Origin of the sequence: Kutzneria sp. NPDC051319 (genome assembly GCF_040682195.1) — a bacterium.
Classification (GTDB): Bacteria; Actinomycetota; Actinomycetes; order Mycobacteriales; family Pseudonocardiaceae; genus Kutzneria.
This window is the reverse complement of sequence record NZ_JBFBAM010000081.1, coordinates 27,232-41,071: the sequence shown is the minus strand read 5'-3', so window position 1 is coordinate 41,071 and position 13,840 is coordinate 27,232. Positions and strand designations below refer to the sequence as shown.

Sequence of the window (13,840 nt, the reverse complement as noted above, 5' to 3'; positions counted from 1 at the left end):
ATTTTCCTTCCACCCCCACCTGAGCCACTCACGTGCGTCCCCGGACGCACGTGAGTGGCTCAGGTGGGTCCTGGGCGAAAATGAGCCACTCACGTAGCCCAAATCACTCGGATGGGTGTGAAGCGGGTCACTTACAGCGATGTCGAGCGGGGCGCCACTTTGCCGTGCCGATCGAAATAGGCAACACTTGTGTTGTGAAAAACGTCGGGAGCGGTCAGGAGCTGGGTGTGGCGTCGCCGCAGCCGGCCGACGGCCGCACCCGGCAGGCGGTGGCGAGGCTGCTGCTCGAACGGGGACCGGTCACCACGGCCGACGTCGCCGACGAGCTGGGGCTGAGCCACGTCGCCGTGCGCAGGCACCTGGACGCCCTGCTCGCCGACGGCGAGGCAACCACGAGGGACGCTCCGCCGCATGGGCGCAGGGGGCGCGGCCGACCGGCCAAGCTCTTCCTGCTCACCGAGACGGGCCGGTCCCGCTTCGGACACGCCTACGACGACCTGGCGGTCGCCGCGCTGCGCTTCCTGGCCGAGAGCGGCGGGGAGCAGGCCGTGCGGGCGTTCGCCGAGCGCAGGGTCGAAGCCATGATCGAACGGCACCGGGACACCGTGACGGAGCCCGAGCAGCCGGCGGAGCGGGCCAAGGCCCTCGCCGCCGCGCTGACCCGCGAGGGCTACGCTTCGTCGTCACGGCACGTCGGCGCCGGGGAGCAGCTGTGCCAGCACCACTGCCCGGTGGCGCACGTCGCGGCGGAGTTCCCGCAGCTGTGCGAGGCCGAGACGACGGCGTTCGCCGAGATGCTCGGGGTACACGTGCAGCGGCTGGCGACCATCGCCCGCGGTGACGCAGCGTGCACGACCAACGTGCCCCTGCTCCCGACCCAGGACCAGGGCAAGACCCCGAACCAGACACCACCCACCCCGGACGGAGGGGAACTCGCATGACTGCCGCTGCCGAGCAGCGCACGCCCACCACGCCGCAGGCCGAGCCGTTGACCCAGGAAGAGACCCTGGCGACGATCGGTACCTACGAGTACGGCTGGGCCGACTCCGACGCTGCGGGCGCGAGCGCTCGCCGAGGTCTCAACGAGGACGTCGTCCGGGACATCTCGGCCAAGAAGAGCGAGCCCGAGTGGATGCTCGAGCACCGCCTCAAGGGCCTGAAGCTGTTCGAGCGCAAGCCGATGCCGAACTGGGGCTCCGACCTCTCGGGCATCGACTTCGAGAACATCAAGTACTTCGTGCGGTCCACGGAGAAGCAGGCCGCCTCCTGGGAGGACCTGCCCGAGGACATCAAGAACACCTACGACAAGCTGGGCATCCCGGAGGCCGAGAAGCAGCGGCTGGTCGCCGGTGTGGCCGCCCAGTACGAGTCCGAGGTGGTCTACCACCAGATCAACGAGGAGCTGGCCGCCCAGGGCGTCATCTTCCTGGACACCGACACCGGCCTCAAGGAGCACCCGGAGCTCTTCCAGGAGTACTTCGGCTCGGTGATCCCGTCCGGGGACAACAAGTTCTCCGCGCTGAACTCCGCGGTGTGGTCCGGCGGCTCGTTCATCTACGTCCCCAAGGGCGTGCACGTCGAGATCCCGCTGCAGGCCTACTTCCGGATCAACACCGAGAACATGGGCCAGTTCGAGCGCACGCTGATCATCGTCGACGAGGGCGCCTACGTGCACTACGTCGAGGGCTGCACCGCGCCGATCTACTCCTCGGACTCGCTGCACTCCGCGGTCGTGGAGATCATCGTCAAGAAGGGCGGCCGCTGCCGCTACACGACCATCCAGAACTGGTCGAACAACGTCTACAACCTGGTCACCAAGCGCGCCAAGGCCGAAGAGGGCGCGACCATGGAGTGGATCGACGGCAACATCGGCTCCAAGGTCACCATGAAGTACCCGTCGGTGTTCCTGATGGGCGAGCACGCCAAGGGCGAGGTGCTCTCCATCGCGTTCGCGGGCGAGGGCCAGCACCAGGACGCCGGCGCGAAGATGGTGCACCTGGCGCCGCACACCTCCTCGACCATCGTGTCGAAGTCGGTGGCCCGTGGCGGCGGCCGCACCTCCTACCGCGGCCTGGTCCGGGTCAACAAGGGCGCGCACCACTCCGCCTCCACGGTGAAGTGCGACGCGCTGCTGGTCGACCAGATCAGCCGGTCGGACACCTACCCGTACGTGGACGTCCGCGAGGACGACGTGTCCATGGGCCACGAGGCGACCGTCTCCAAGGTCAGCGCGGACCAGCTGTTCTACCTGATGTCCCGCGGCCTGACCGAGGACGAGGCGATGGCCATGGTGGTGCGCGGCTTCGTCGAGCCGATCGCGCGCGAGCTGCCCATGGAGTACGCGCTGGAACTGAACCGCCTGATCGAACTCCAGATGGAAGGGGCCGTCGGCTGACATGGCCACCCCAACTACGCAACACGGGTTGACCGAGCACTCGCACGGCGGGGCCGTTGTCCCCCAGAGCTCGCGCGGCGACCGGTTCACCTCCTACGACGTGGACGCCTTCGAGGTTCCGGGCGGGCGCGAGGAGGACTGGCGGTTCACGCCGCTCAAGCGGCTCAACGGCCTGCACAACGGCACGGCGGTGGCCAGCGGTTCGGCCACGGTCGAGGTGAACGAGTCGCCGGAGGTGCGTGTCGAGCGCGTCGCCCGCGACGACAAGCGCATCGGCGAGGGCGGCGTGCCGGCGGATCGCGTGTCCGCGCAGGCGTGGTCGGCCTTCACCCAGGCCACCGTCGTCACCTTCCCCAAGGAGACGAAGACGTCCCGCGCGACCGTCGTCAACGTGACGGGTCCGGGCGAGGGCGGCGTGGCCTTCGGGCACGTGCAGCTGCGCGCGGAGGCGTTCGCCGAGGCCGTGGTGGTCGTCGACTACCGCGGCTCCGGCACGTACGCCGACAACCTGGAGATCGTCACCCTCGACGGCGCGAAGCTCACGGTCGTCGTCGTGCACGACTGGAGCGACGACGCCGTGCACGTGGGCGCGCACCTGGTGAAGCTGGGCCGGGACTCGGTGCTCAAGCACACGGTCGTCACCATCGGCGGCAGCGTGGTCCGGGTCAGCCCGACCGTGACCTACGCCGACAAGGGCGGCGACGCCGACCTGGCCGGCCTGTACTTCGCCGACGCCGACCAGCATCTGGAGCACCGCACCTTCGTCGACCACGCGGTGCCCAACTGCCGCAGCAACGTGGTCTACAAGGGCGCGCTGCAGGGCGACGGCGCGCACACGGTGTGGATCGGCGACGTGCTGATCCGGGCCGCGGCCGAGGCCACGAACACCTACGAGCTCAACCGGAACCTGGTGCTCACCGACGGCGCCCGCGCCGACTCGGTGCCCAACCTGGAGATCGAGACCGGCGAGATCGAGGGCGCCGGCCACGCCAGCGCCACCGGCCGGTTCGACGACGAGCAGCTGTTCTACCTGCAGGCCCGGGGCATCCCGGTCGACCAGGCCCGGCGGCTCGTGGTGCGCGGCTTCTTCCACGAGGTGCTGCAGAAGATCGACGTGCCCGAGGTGCGCGACCGGCTGGAGGCCGCGATCGAGGCCGAGCTCCAGGCCGTGGGGGCGTGACGATGCTTCGCGCGTGTTCGCTGGCCGACCTGGAGGACGGCAAGCCGTTCCCGGTCGAGCTGGCGGACACGCCCATCGTGCTCGTGCGCAGCGGCGACGAGGTGCACGCGCTGCGCGACGAGTGCACGCACGCCGAGATCGCCCTGGCCGAGGGCGAGCTGACCCGCAAGGGCCTGGAGTGCTGGCTGCACGGGTCGTGCTTCGACCTGCGCACCGGCGCCCCGTCCTCGCCGCCCGCCACCGAGCCGGTGGCCGTGTACGCGGTGACCGTGTCCGGCGATGACGTTCTGGTCGACCCGGACCACCGCACCAACTGACTTGCTTTGCTAGCAACCGCCACACAGGAGAACGAAGAGCCGATGGCCACCCTGGAGATCAAGGACCTGCACGTCTCGGTCGTCACCGACGACGGCCCCAAGGAGATCCTCAAGGGGGTCGACCTGACGATCAAGGCCGGCGAGACGCACGCCATCATGGGCCCCAACGGCTCCGGCAAGTCGACGCTGTCCTACGCGATCGCGGGCCACCCTAAGTACACGGTCACCTCGGGCGAGATCCTGCTCGACGGTGAGGACGTGCTGGGCATGGCCGTCGACGAGCGCGCCCGCGCCGGCATCTTCCTGGCCATGCAGTACCCGGTCGAGGTGCCCGGCGTGTCCATGTCGAACTTCCTGCGCACCGCCGCCACCGCCGTGCGCGGCGAGGCGCCGCAGGTCCGGCACTGGGTCAAGGAAGTCAAGTCGGCCATGGGCGACCTGGAGATCGACCCGTCGTTCGCCGAGCGCAGCGTGAACGAGGGCTTCTCCGGCGGTGAGAAGAAGCGGCACGAGATCCTCCAGCTGGCGCTGCTCAACCCGAAGATCGCCATCCTCGACGAGACCGACTCCGGCCTGGACGTGGACGCGCTGCGGGTCGTCTCCGAGGGCGTGAACCGGTTCCGCGCCAACGGCGAGTCCGGCGTCATGCTGATCACGCACTACACGCGGATCCTCAAGCACATCACCCCCGACTTCGTGCACGTGTTCGCCGGCGGCCGCATCGTCGAGTCCGGCGGCGCCGAGCTGGCCGCGCGCCTGGAGGACGAGGGTTACGTGAAGTACACCGGCAAGCAGGAAGCCACGCAGGTCGGCTGACGTTGCACCTGTAGACCTGTATCCGCTGATAGCGAGGAGGCGCCGGCAGTGACCACCACCGCTGCACCTTTGGACGTCGCCGCACTGAAGGCCGACTTCCCGATCCTGGGCCGCACGGTGCGCGAGGGCAAACGGCTGGTCTACCTGGACTCCGGCGCCACGTCGCAGCGGCCCCAGCAGGTGCTCGACTTCGAGCGGGCGTACATCGAGACGTCCAACGCGGCCGTGCACCGGGGCGCGCACCAGCTGGCCGAGGAGGCCACCGACCTCTACGAGGGCGCCCGGGAGAAGATCGCCGACTTCGTCGGCGTCGGGTTCGACGAGGTGGTGTTCACCAAGAACGCCACCGAGTCCATCAACCTGGTGGCCTACGCCTTCGGCAACGCCACCTTCTCCGACGACCCGGCGGCCAAGCGGTTCGCGCTGGGCCCGGGCGACGAGATCGTCGTCACGGAGATGGAGCACCACGCCAACCTGCTGCCCTGGCAGCAGCTGGCGCAGCGCACCGGCGCCACCCTGAAGTGGTTCTCGGTGACGGCCGAGGGCCGGCTCGATCTGTCCGACATGGACGAACTGATCACGCCGCGCACCAAGGTCGTCGCCTTCACCCACCAGTCCAACGTGCTCGGCACCATCAACCCGGTGTCGGTGCTCGTGGCCAAGGCCCAGTCGGTCGGGGCCCTGACCGTGCTGGACGCCTGCCAGTCCGTGCCGCACTCCACTGTGGACTTCAAGGCGCTGGGCGTGGACTTCGCGGCCTTCTCCGGGCACAAGATGCTCGGGCCGTCGGGCATCGGCGTGCTGTACGGGCGCAGCGAGCTGCTCCAGGCCATGCCGCCGTTCATCACCGGCGGCTCCATGATCGAGCAGGTGTTCATGGACCACTCGACCTTCGCGCCGCCGCCGCAGCGGTTCGAGGCCGGCGTGCCCAACACGTCGCAGGCCATCGGCCTCGGCGCGGCCGTGGACTACCTGTCCGCGCTGGGCATGGACCGGATCGCCGCCCACGAGCACGAGCTCACCGGCGCAGCGCTCTCGGGGCTCCAAGAGATCCCCGGTGTCCGCATCGTCGGCCCCGCCGACAACGTGGACCGCGGCTCGGCCGTGTCGTTCGTCGTCGACAGCGTGCACGCCCACGACGCCGGTCAGGTCCTCGACAGCCTCGGCATCGAGGTCCGGGTCGGGCACCACTGCGCGTGGCCGCTGCACCGCAAGCTCGACGCCGCGGCGACCGTGCGGGCCACCTTCTACGTCTACAACGACCTCGCCGACGTGCAGGCGCTGCTCGACGGCGTGCGGGAGACGCAGAAGTTCTTCGGGGTGGGAGCCTGATGCAGCTGCAGCAGATGTACCAGGAGATCATCCTGGACCACTACAAGAATCCGCACCACCGTGGCCTGCGCGATCCGTTCGAGGCCGAGGTGCACCACGTCAACCCCACCTGTGGGGACGAGGTCACCGTGCGGGTGCACCTCGAGGGCGAAGGCCCCGACGCCAAGGTCGTCGACGTCTCCTACGACGGGCAGGGCTGTTCCATCAGCCAGGCCTCCACGTCGGTCCTCACCGACCTGGTGATCGGCCGCACCGTCGGCGACGCCTTCGGCACCATGGACTCCTTCGTGGAGCTCATGCAGGGCCGTGGCAGGATCGAGCCCGACGAGGACGTCCTGGAGGACGCCGTCGCGTTTGCCGGCGTGGCAAAATATCCGGCACGCGTGAAGTGTGCTTTGCTCGGGTGGATGGCGTTCAAGGACGCGGTGGCCCGCGTGGTGGACGGAGACGGAGCATGACGGCGCTGCCCTCGTGGCCCGATCACCTGTTGACCCTGGAGGAGTTTGCCGCTCTTCCCGAGGACAACACCCACCGCTACGAGCTCCAAGAGGGCATTCTCATCGTGACCCCCCGCCCGGTCTCACCGCACCAGCGTGTCATGCGCCGGCTCCTCGTCGAGCTCGAAGTCCAGCTGCCGGAGGAGTGGGAACCCCTGGGGGAGTTCGAGGTGATCACTGGGCACCGGTTGCCCAACAGTGTCCGAGTGCCGGATGTTGTTGTTGTTCCGACCGAAGCGGTGGAAGACGGCGTGCCTCGCGTCGAAGGTGCCGATGTGCTGCTCGCGGTGGAGATCATCTCTCCTGGTTCCCATCTCACCGACACCGTGACCAAACCCCATGAGTATGCGAACGTCGGTATCCAGCACTACTGGGTGATTGATCTCGAACCGCCGATTTCGCTGACCGCCTACCACCTGGCCGGGGAGTTCGGTTATCAGGAGGCACCTGCGGTGACCGGGACGTTCGCCACATCGGAGCCCTTCCCGCTGACGATCGACCTACCCGCGTTGCTCACCCGGCGCGGTCGCATTGAGAGGACCGTGGAACAGTGACCGAGGACGTGACCAGGACCGCTGAGGCGCTGCCCGAGGTGCCCCCGAAGGCCGAAGTGCCGTCGCTGGAGGACATCGAGGAGGCCATGCGCGACGTGGTCGACCCCGAGCTCGGCATCAACGTCGTGGACCTCGGCCTGGTCTACGACATCCATCTGGACGACGAGAACGTCGCCACCCTCGACATGACGCTCACCTCGGCGGCCTGCCCGCTGACCGACGTCATCGAGGACCAGACCCGGGCCGCGCTGACCGGCGGCCCCGGCGGCGGCGTGGTCAGCGACTTCCGCATCAACTGGGTGTGGATGCCGCCGTGGGGTCCCGAGAAGATCACCGACGACGGTCGCGACCAGCTGCGCGCCCTCGGCTTCACGGTCTGAGAACCTGATGCCGGCGAAGGCCTCTCACCCCTGGTGAGGGGCCTTCGCCGTGAGCAGGAACCGGTGCGTCCGAACGGCCAGCGGGCCTTCGGCTTCGATCCGCCCGTGCAGCCGGCGCAGCGCCGAGTCGTAGCGCTCGACGGTGAAGTCCGGCACCTGCCACGGCACCATGCGCAGCTGGTACACCACCGCCCCGATGTCGTGGAACCGCAGCAGCGGCCACTCCTCGGCGGTGTCGATCACGCGGAGCCCGGCGGCGGTCAGCGCTTCCGTTGCCACGCCGAGGTTCCAGCGCTTGTCGGTGATGGGTGCGCCGAGGGCGCGGTTCAGGTCCACGCAGTCGTCGCCGCCGACCTGCTGCGTCAACACCGTGCCGCCGGGCGCCAGCACCCGGGCGATGCCGGCGGCGTCGAAGCGGCCGTGGCGGTTGATGATCAGGGTGAACTTCCCGTCGGCAAAGGGAAGTCCCTCGGTGCCCACGACCTCGACCCCGAGCGGCTTGAGCCGTTCCGTGGCCACGGGAACGTTCGGCGGCCAGCTCTCCGCCGCCCAGGTCCGGCCGGCCGGCGGGGCGAGCTCGGCCAGCAGCTCGCCGCCGCCGGTGTCGATGTCCAGCACGGAGTCCGCATCCCGGAGCAGCTCGGTGGCCAGCTCCGGGTAGCGCCAGGACGGCTCGGCGGTGACGGCCCGCCCGTCCAACCAGCCGAAGTCCCAACCTTGCAACGGAACGGCCACCGCCGCGGCCACCAGTGAGTCGTAGTCCCCCATGATCGTTACCCTAGGGCCGCGGCCATGGGGGTGTCGACCGAGTTGTCAGCCCTCGTGCCAGTTCTGGTTGTTGGTGTTGGTGCAACCGAACAGCTTGACGCCCGCACCCGGCAGCGGGTTCGCGTCGGTGATGTCCAGGCACAGGCCGTTGGCGTTGTGCTGGTGGCTGCCGTCGAACCGCCACTGCTCGGCCGGCCAGTCCGCGTGGCAGTCGTAGACGTCGATGGCCGCCCCGTAGCGCGGGTTGTTCCAGCGGTCGTCCAGGCAGAGCTGGGGCTGGCCGGCGGCGGGCGCCAGGTCGCTGACGATGAGGCCGTTCGGCTGGTGGCTCCAGCGCTGGGCCGGGCTGCCGGTGCAGGTCTCCATGTCGACCTCGGCGCCGTGGACGTTGTTGGCCTCGGCGACGGTCAGGCACAGGCCGCCGGCTGGCGACGTGATGCTGATGCCGGCCTGCGCCGACTTCGGCGCCGCGGCGGGCGCTGCCTGGGAGGGTGCTTTCGGGGCCGGCGCGCCCTGGGCCGAAGCGACGGCCGGGACGACGGCGGCGGCCAGCGCCAGGGCGGCCGCGGCGACGAGCTGGAACTTCATGGGTTTCCTCCAGTCGGTGGTGACCTCCCCACACTGGCCGGCCGGCATCAGTTTTCGTTCAGGATCGCCTCATTGACAGTTGATCAGGCAAACGTGATCGCCGGACGGCGCGGTCGGCTGCCTCATCGGGCAGGAAAGTCCTACCACGTAACGAAAACGGCCCCCACCGGGAGGCGAGGGCCGTTCGCGACGAGATCGGGTCAGTGGTGGAACAGCCGCAAACCGGTGTGCACCAGGGTGATCCCGTGCTTGCGGCAGGCCTCGGCGACGTCGTCGGAGCGGATCGACCCGCCGGGCTCGGCGATGTACCGCACACCGTGCCGGGCGGCGTGGTCGACGTTGTCGCGGAACGGGAGATAGCCGTCGGAGGCGAAGGCGACCCCGGACAGTCGCTCCATCCATTCGGCCCGCTCGACGGCGGTGAGGTCCTCCTCGATGTAGCGAATCTGCTCGTTGACGAGGTCCTGCCGGCGGGTGCCGGGGGCGACGTCGAGCAGCACCCGGACGGCCGGGTGTCGGCGCAGCCACCAGATGTCGACCTTGCTGCCGGCCAGCCGGGTGCAGTCCACACGGGACTGTTGGCCGGCGCCGATGCCCAGTGTCACACCGTCTTTGACGTAACAGACGGAGTTGGACTGGGTGTGGCGCAGCACGGCCATGCCCAGCAGCAGATCATCGACGGCGGTGGACGGGAGCCCCTCGCCGAGCAGGGAACGCGTCAGCGGCACGGGATCCCGGTCCTGCGCCAGCCGCATGCCGAACACCTCGCGGGTTTCCCGTTGCGGCGGAACGAAATCCGGGTCAGCCTCGATGACCAGGAAGCGGCCGCCCTTCTTGGCGCTCAACGTCGCCACGGTGCCGGGATCGAAGCCGGGGGCGATGATGCCGTCGCACACCACGACGCTGAGCAGCGCGGCCAGCTCGGCGTCGACGGGCGCGGACACGGCGGCGAAGTCGCCGTAGGAGGACTTGGGGTCGGCGTCGCGGGCCCGCAGGTAGGCGCTGGCCACCGGGCCGACGTCGTCCATGCCGTACAGCGCGGCCGTCACCTCGTCGATCGGCCCGGACAGCGCGGCGCCGGCGGGGGAGACGTGCTTGAACGAGGCGGCCACGGTGCGGCCCAGCGCCCGGGACGCCTCCCGCACCAGCTGCCACGCGTTGAGGGCGTCCAACATGTTCACGTACGAGGGCTGCCCGTTCAGCACGCGGACCGCCGATCCCTCGACCTCGGCCGCCTGCTGCGGGTTGATGCCGTAGCGGAGCTCCATCGCTGCCTCCTCAGCTTCTCTGCTGACGGAGGCGCCCAGGCGGTCGACGCTCGCATCACGTGCCGGTCGCTCCCCGGTGGTAGCCCACCCTCGCCAGTCACGACCTCCCCGAATGATACCTTATCGAACATGAGTTCGAGCGAACTGCCGCGCCGCTGGCCGGAGACGGACGCCGCCGACGAGCTGACGCTGCTGACCGAGTTCCTGACGTTCCTGCGGGTCACAGCCGTGAACAAGCTGGCCGGGCTGGACCGGGAGGCCGCGGCGGCCACACCCTTCCCGGCCTCGCCGGTGTTCAGCATGCTCGGCCTGATCCGCCACCTCACCTCGGTCGAGCGCTACTGGCTGGCCATCGTCGGCGGCGGCCTCGACCTGCCCAACCGCTGGGAGAGCCCCGACGCCGACATCGACTTCCGGCTGTCCGAACAGGACACTCCGGAGTCCGTTGTCGCCGAGTACCGGCACCAGTGGGAGCTCTCCCGGCAGGCGTTGGCCGGCAAGGCCGCCGGCGACCATTCCACGACGGACGTCGACAAGACGGTGCGCTGGCTGCTGACGCACGTCGTGCAGGAGACCGCGCGCCACGTCGGACACCTCGACGTGCTGAGGGAATTCGCCGACGGCACGACCGGCGAGTAGGGCTCACACCAGGTCGTCGGCCCCGGCCGTCTGCGCGGTCAGCAGGTCCACCACGTCGGTGAGCTTGCCGTTGCGCGCGAACGCCCTGCGCTGCCGTGTCGCCCCGCATCCCTTGGCCACCAACGACTCCAGCAGGTCCAGCACGAGGTTGAGGTCGCCGGCCTCCTCCAGCGCCGGCCGCACCCGGCCGACGAGCTGGCGGACCAGCACGGGTGTGGGCAGGGTGTGCCCGGTGACGGGGTTGACGCAGCTGCCGCTGAGCCCGTCGCGGGCGGCTCGCCACCCGGCCGCTCGCAGCAGGTGCTGCGGCATGGCCAGCGGCGGCCGGGTGTCGTCGAGCGCGGTCATGACCATCGCTCGGGTCAGCGCGGCGATCAGCACGGCCTCGTCGGCGGTCGCGGCCACGTCGCACACCCGCATCTCGATGGTCGGATGCCGTTGCGACAGGCGGACATCCCAGTACGCCATGTTCCGGTCCATCGCCGCGCCCACCTGCATCAGCGACCGCACGGCGTGCTCGTACTGGTCGGCCGACTCGAACACCGGCGGCGGCCCGGCCGTGGGCCAGCGCGCCCACACCAGGTAGCGCCAGCTGGCGTATCCGGTGTCGCGTCCCTCCCAGAACGGGGAGTTGGCGCTGAGCGCGAGCAGCACCGGCAGCCACGGCCGCAGGTAGTTGCTGGCCCGGATGCCTTCCTCCGGCCCGGGAATGCCGACGTGCACGTGACATCCGCAGATCGACAGCCCGTCGGTGACGGCGCCGAACTCGCTGGCCATCTGCTGGTAGCGGGGGCTGTCGGTCAGCGGCGGCGGGGCGGCGCGGCCCAGCACCGGGGTTCCGGTCGCGGCCAGGCGCAGCCCGAGCAGCCGCGCGGCGACGGCCAGCTTTTCCCGGCTGTCCAGGAGATTCTCCCGCACCTCGGCCATGGTGTGGCAGATCGGCGTGGCCGTCTCGACCTGAAACTGAGTGATCTCCGGCTGCAGCCCCGGTATCTGCCCGGCCAGGGCGGCGAGCACGAGGGGTGCTCGCGGCGACACCCGCCGGGTGCGGTAGTCGACCAGCAGGAACTCTTCCTCGACGCCGACCGTGAGCGCCGCTCTGCTTGCTGCCGATCTGGGTGTGGGCACGGCCAACCGGCCCGCTTTGTCCTGGTGCTGCCGCTCGATTCCGTCAATGGTGTGCACCGAAGCTCCCGCCGCCGACTGGGCATAGTCGCGTTCCGTCACCGAAGCAATGCTAGGAGTGACCACCGCACCGCGCGTCCGGCGTTGGTGTGGTCCCCAGGCCCACGATGGTGGCAGCACTTCGATGGGCTGTGGGCGGTGCTAACCCGCTTGGCGGCGGCCTGACGCATGCACGCTTTCAGGCGCTGACGGCCCCACGCCGGGCCGGCGGCACCACGGGCGCGGCGTTGCCGCCGCGCAGCACGTCCATCCGGTCGGAACCCGGACGGCCGAGCACCCAGCTGTCCCCGCGTAGGGCCTTCGCGTGCTTCTTCAACGGTGCGAGCAGCCGTGACACCTCGCGGTAGTCGGCGACGGCGCCGGCCGAGCAGACCAGCGTGGCCAGCGACATCGAGATGGCCAGGCCGCCGGCCGTGTGCGCGGTGTCCAGCTGCCCCGAGGACAGCGGCACCAGGTCGTCCAGGCCCGCGACGAACACGAAGTCGTCGCCGCCGACGTGCCCGACCTGCACGGTCGGCAGCACCGCGGCCGCGTCGGCCAGGGCCCGACCGATCTCGCGGATCAGGTCGTCGCCGGCCGCGAACCCGGCGGAGTCGTTGACCTGCTTGAAGCCGTCCACGTCCAGCCAGCCGACGGCGAAGATCTCCCGGGCGGCGATGCGCCGGTCCACCTCGCGGGCCAGCGCGTCGCTGCCGGGCAGCCGGGTCAACGGGTTGAGCGAGGCGGCCTGCTCCACCTTCATCTCGGCGATGCCCCGCACGACGTCTGCGCTGTGCACGACGCCGAGGCAGCGGTCGTGCGCGTCGACGATGACCACCTCGTCGCTCATCCGCTGCCGGTCGGCCTTGGCCAGCAGATCCAGCAGGTCCAGCGCGGTGGCGTCGCTGGGCAGCAGGTACGGCCGGTCGGCCAGCCGGGCGGCGTCGCGCTTGGCGTGCAGCGCGTGCCCGTACGGGCCGGTGACGGCCAGCAGGAAGCGGTTGCGGTCCACCGTGAAGTGCGGCCGGTTGTTCTCGTCGACCAGCACGATGCCGCCCACCGTGCCCTGGTTGGCCAGGATGGACCGCACCTCCTCGGCTGTCACCGACACCGGCAGCATGGTCGCGGGGTGCAGGAAGTCCGTCACCCGAGGGCCGCTCGCCCGCCGGACGGGGCCGGTGAGCTCGGCCTCGGGCAGTTTGGTCAGCGCCGCCGCGATGGTGATCTCCACGTTGGGCCGGCGGCTGGCCATGGCCAGCAGGTTGCCCTGGGCCACGCCGAAGCCCAGGCGGCGCACCGCGGCCAGCTGGAGCTCGTTCTCCACGCCCTCGGCCACCAGTTGGGCCTTGTTGTGCTCGGCCAGCACGGCCAGGGCGTTGACCAGCGCGGCCTTGCCGGCGTCGGTCGGCAGCCCGGCGACGATCCGCCGGTCCAGCTTGATCATCTCGGGGGCGAGCTCGGTGTACAGGGACAGCGGCACGTCGCCGTCGCCGACGCCGTCCAGCGCGATGTGGAAGCCGCTGCTGCGGAGCAGGTCGAGGCCGTTGCGCAGGTTCTCGCGGCGCAGCCGTGAGAAGGGGGTGCCGATCTCCAGCCACAGCGTGTCCGGCGCTCGCCCGGTCTCCCGCATCGCGTCGAGCAGCGGCCCGATCGACTCGGCGGCCTTGGACACGGTCGCGGCCAGCACGTTGACGTGCAGCGGCACGACGTTGTTGTGCTCGGCCGCGGCCCGCACCGCGGCCGCGGCCAGCGCCACGTCGGTCTCCAGCAGCTCACCGGCGCGCGCGGCGTCGCGGAGCAGCTCGTAGACGGAACGAGAGGCGGGTCTCGCTAGCGCTTCGATCGCGATGACGCCGCCGGTGTGCAGGTTGAACAACGGCTGGAACGCGAAGCGCACATCCTCCAGCAACCCGGTCACGGTCCGATACTGGCGTGCCCGGTG

The 13,840-nt window shown here is 70.1% G+C and carries 15 protein-coding genes and 1 riboswitch; of the genes, 10 read left to right on the top strand and 5 right to left on the bottom strand.

Translation table 11 applies throughout. The features are described from left to right. Positions 1-194 precede the first annotated feature (194 nt). The 9 genes from AB0M73_RS42790 to AB0M73_RS42750 are packed head-to-tail and all read left to right on the top strand — an operon-like array spanning position 195 to position 7,471. On the top strand, positions 195-941 hold the full coding sequence (locus tag AB0M73_RS42790) for a metalloregulator ArsR/SmtB family transcription factor (protein ID WP_363904350.1): 747 nt from the start codon (positions 195-197) through the stop codon (positions 939-941). Continuing rightward, positions 938-2,395 (top strand): Fe-S cluster assembly protein SufB, encoded by a 1,458-nt coding sequence (gene sufB / locus AB0M73_RS42785; RefSeq protein ID WP_043715671.1) that lies wholly within the window; start codon positions 938-940, stop codon positions 2,393-2,395. Before AB0M73_RS42790 ends, sufB begins: the two co-directional genes overlap by 4 nt. 1 nt (position 2,396) lies before the next feature. Continuing rightward, a complete protein-coding gene (sufD, locus tag AB0M73_RS42780) occupies positions 2,397-3,575 on the top strand; it encodes a Fe-S cluster assembly protein SufD (RefSeq protein WP_363904347.1) in 1,179 nt (392 codons plus the stop codon). A 2-nt stretch (positions 3,576-3,577) separates the two neighbouring features. Continuing rightward, on the top strand, positions 3,578-3,892 hold the full coding sequence (locus AB0M73_RS42775) for a non-heme iron oxygenase ferredoxin subunit (protein WP_363904356.1): 315 nt from the start codon (positions 3,578-3,580) through the stop codon (positions 3,890-3,892). 42 nt (positions 3,893-3,934) lie between these two features. After that, positions 3,935-4,708, top strand: a complete 774-nt coding sequence (gene sufC / locus AB0M73_RS42770) for a Fe-S cluster assembly ATPase SufC (protein WP_363904344.1) — start codon at positions 3,935-3,937, stop codon at positions 4,706-4,708. 48 nt (positions 4,709-4,756) lie between these two features. Continuing rightward, positions 4,757-6,040: a cysteine desulfurase gene (locus tag AB0M73_RS42765; protein ID WP_363904341.1), complete on the top strand. Its 1,284-nt coding sequence runs from the start codon at positions 4,757-4,759 to the stop codon at positions 6,038-6,040. Beyond that, a complete protein-coding gene (gene sufU / locus AB0M73_RS42760; RefSeq protein ID WP_363904338.1) occupies positions 6,040-6,498 on the top strand; it encodes a Fe-S cluster assembly sulfur transfer protein SufU in 459 nt (152 codons plus the stop codon). Before AB0M73_RS42765 ends, sufU begins: the two co-directional genes overlap by 1 nt. Next, on the top strand, positions 6,495-7,091 hold the full coding sequence (locus tag AB0M73_RS42755) for a Uma2 family endonuclease (protein WP_363904335.1): 597 nt from the start codon (positions 6,495-6,497) through the stop codon (positions 7,089-7,091). Before sufU ends, AB0M73_RS42755 begins: the two co-directional genes overlap by 4 nt. Further along, positions 7,088-7,471, top strand: a complete 384-nt coding sequence (locus AB0M73_RS42750) for a metal-sulfur cluster assembly factor (protein WP_363904332.1) — start codon at positions 7,088-7,090, stop codon at positions 7,469-7,471. Before AB0M73_RS42755 ends, AB0M73_RS42750 begins: the two co-directional genes overlap by 4 nt. A 24-nt stretch (positions 7,472-7,495) precedes the next feature. On the opposite strand, the gene AB0M73_RS42745 is transcribed toward AB0M73_RS42750, so the two are convergent. The 3 genes from AB0M73_RS42745 to AB0M73_RS42735 form a co-directional block, all read right to left on the bottom strand. Beyond that, positions 7,496-8,239, bottom strand: coding sequence for an SAM-dependent methyltransferase (locus AB0M73_RS42745; RefSeq protein WP_363904329.1), 744 nt, complete (start codon positions 8,237-8,239; stop codon positions 7,496-7,498). A gap of 45 nt (positions 8,240-8,284) precedes the next feature. After that, positions 8,285-8,827 carry an RICIN domain-containing protein gene (locus AB0M73_RS42740; RefSeq protein ID WP_363904326.1) on the bottom strand — a complete coding sequence of 181 codons (543 nt, stop codon included), beginning with the start codon at positions 8,825-8,827 and terminating at the stop codon, positions 8,285-8,287. Positions 8,828-9,027: 200 nt separating this feature from the next. Continuing rightward, positions 9,028-10,095 (bottom strand): 5-aminoimidazole-4-carboxamide ribonucleotide transformylase, encoded by a 1,068-nt coding sequence (locus AB0M73_RS42735; RefSeq protein WP_363904323.1) that lies wholly within the window; start codon positions 10,093-10,095, stop codon positions 9,028-9,030. A gap of 26 nt (positions 10,096-10,121) precedes the next feature. Continuing rightward, a riboswitch (ZMP/ZTP riboswitch) is annotated at positions 10,122-10,206 on the bottom strand. Between the two features lie 18 nt (positions 10,207-10,224). On the opposite strand from AB0M73_RS42735, the gene AB0M73_RS42730 reads away from it, so the two are divergent. Further along, positions 10,225-10,734, top strand: coding sequence for a DinB family protein (locus AB0M73_RS42730; protein ID WP_363904321.1), 510 nt, complete (start codon positions 10,225-10,227; stop codon positions 10,732-10,734). Positions 10,735-10,737: 3 nt separating this feature from the next. Here AB0M73_RS42730 and AB0M73_RS42725 read toward each other — a convergent pair whose 3' ends face one another. Next, positions 10,738-11,961, bottom strand: a complete 1,224-nt coding sequence (locus AB0M73_RS42725) for a glutamate--cysteine ligase (protein ID WP_363904318.1) — start codon at positions 11,959-11,961, stop codon at positions 10,738-10,740. Between the two features lie 136 nt (positions 11,962-12,097). Next, positions 12,098-13,816 (bottom strand): GGDEF domain-containing protein, encoded by a 1,719-nt coding sequence (locus AB0M73_RS42720; RefSeq protein WP_363904315.1) that lies wholly within the window; start codon positions 13,814-13,816, stop codon positions 12,098-12,100. Positions 13,817-13,840 lie beyond the last annotated feature (24 nt).

What these genes read in the sequence shown, in the direction of transcription:
- sufB (WP_043715671.1), top strand. Translation starts at nt 938, where the DNA reads ATGACTGCCGCTGCCGAGCAGCGCACGCCCACCACGCCGCAGGCCGAG.
- sufD (WP_363904347.1), top strand. Translation starts at nt 2,397, where the DNA reads ATGGCCACCCCAACTACGCAACACGGGTTGACCGAGCACTCGCACGGC.
- AB0M73_RS42775 (WP_363904356.1), top strand. Translation starts at nt 3,578, where the DNA reads ATGCTTCGCGCGTGTTCGCTGGCCGACCTGGAGGACGGCAAGCCGTTC.
- sufC (WP_363904344.1), top strand. Translation starts at nt 3,935, where the DNA reads ATGGCCACCCTGGAGATCAAGGACCTGCACGTCTCGGTCGTCACCGAC.
- sufU (WP_363904338.1), top strand. Translation starts at nt 6,040, where the DNA reads ATGCAGCTGCAGCAGATGTACCAGGAGATCATCCTGGACCACTACAAG.
- AB0M73_RS42755 (WP_363904335.1), top strand. Translation starts at nt 6,495, where the DNA reads ATGACGGCGCTGCCCTCGTGGCCCGATCACCTGTTGACCCTGGAGGAG.
- AB0M73_RS42745 (WP_363904329.1), bottom strand. Translation starts at nt 8,239, where the DNA reads ATGGGGGACTACGACTCACTGGTGGCCGCGGCGGTGGCCGTTCCGTTG.
- AB0M73_RS42740 (WP_363904326.1), bottom strand. Translation starts at nt 8,827, where the DNA reads ATGAAGTTCCAGCTCGTCGCCGCGGCCGCCCTGGCGCTGGCCGCCGCC.
- AB0M73_RS42735 (WP_363904323.1), bottom strand. Translation starts at nt 10,095, where the DNA reads ATGGAGCTCCGCTACGGCATCAACCCGCAGCAGGCGGCCGAGGTCGAG.
- AB0M73_RS42730 (WP_363904321.1), top strand. Translation starts at nt 10,225, where the DNA reads ATGAGTTCGAGCGAACTGCCGCGCCGCTGGCCGGAGACGGACGCCGCC.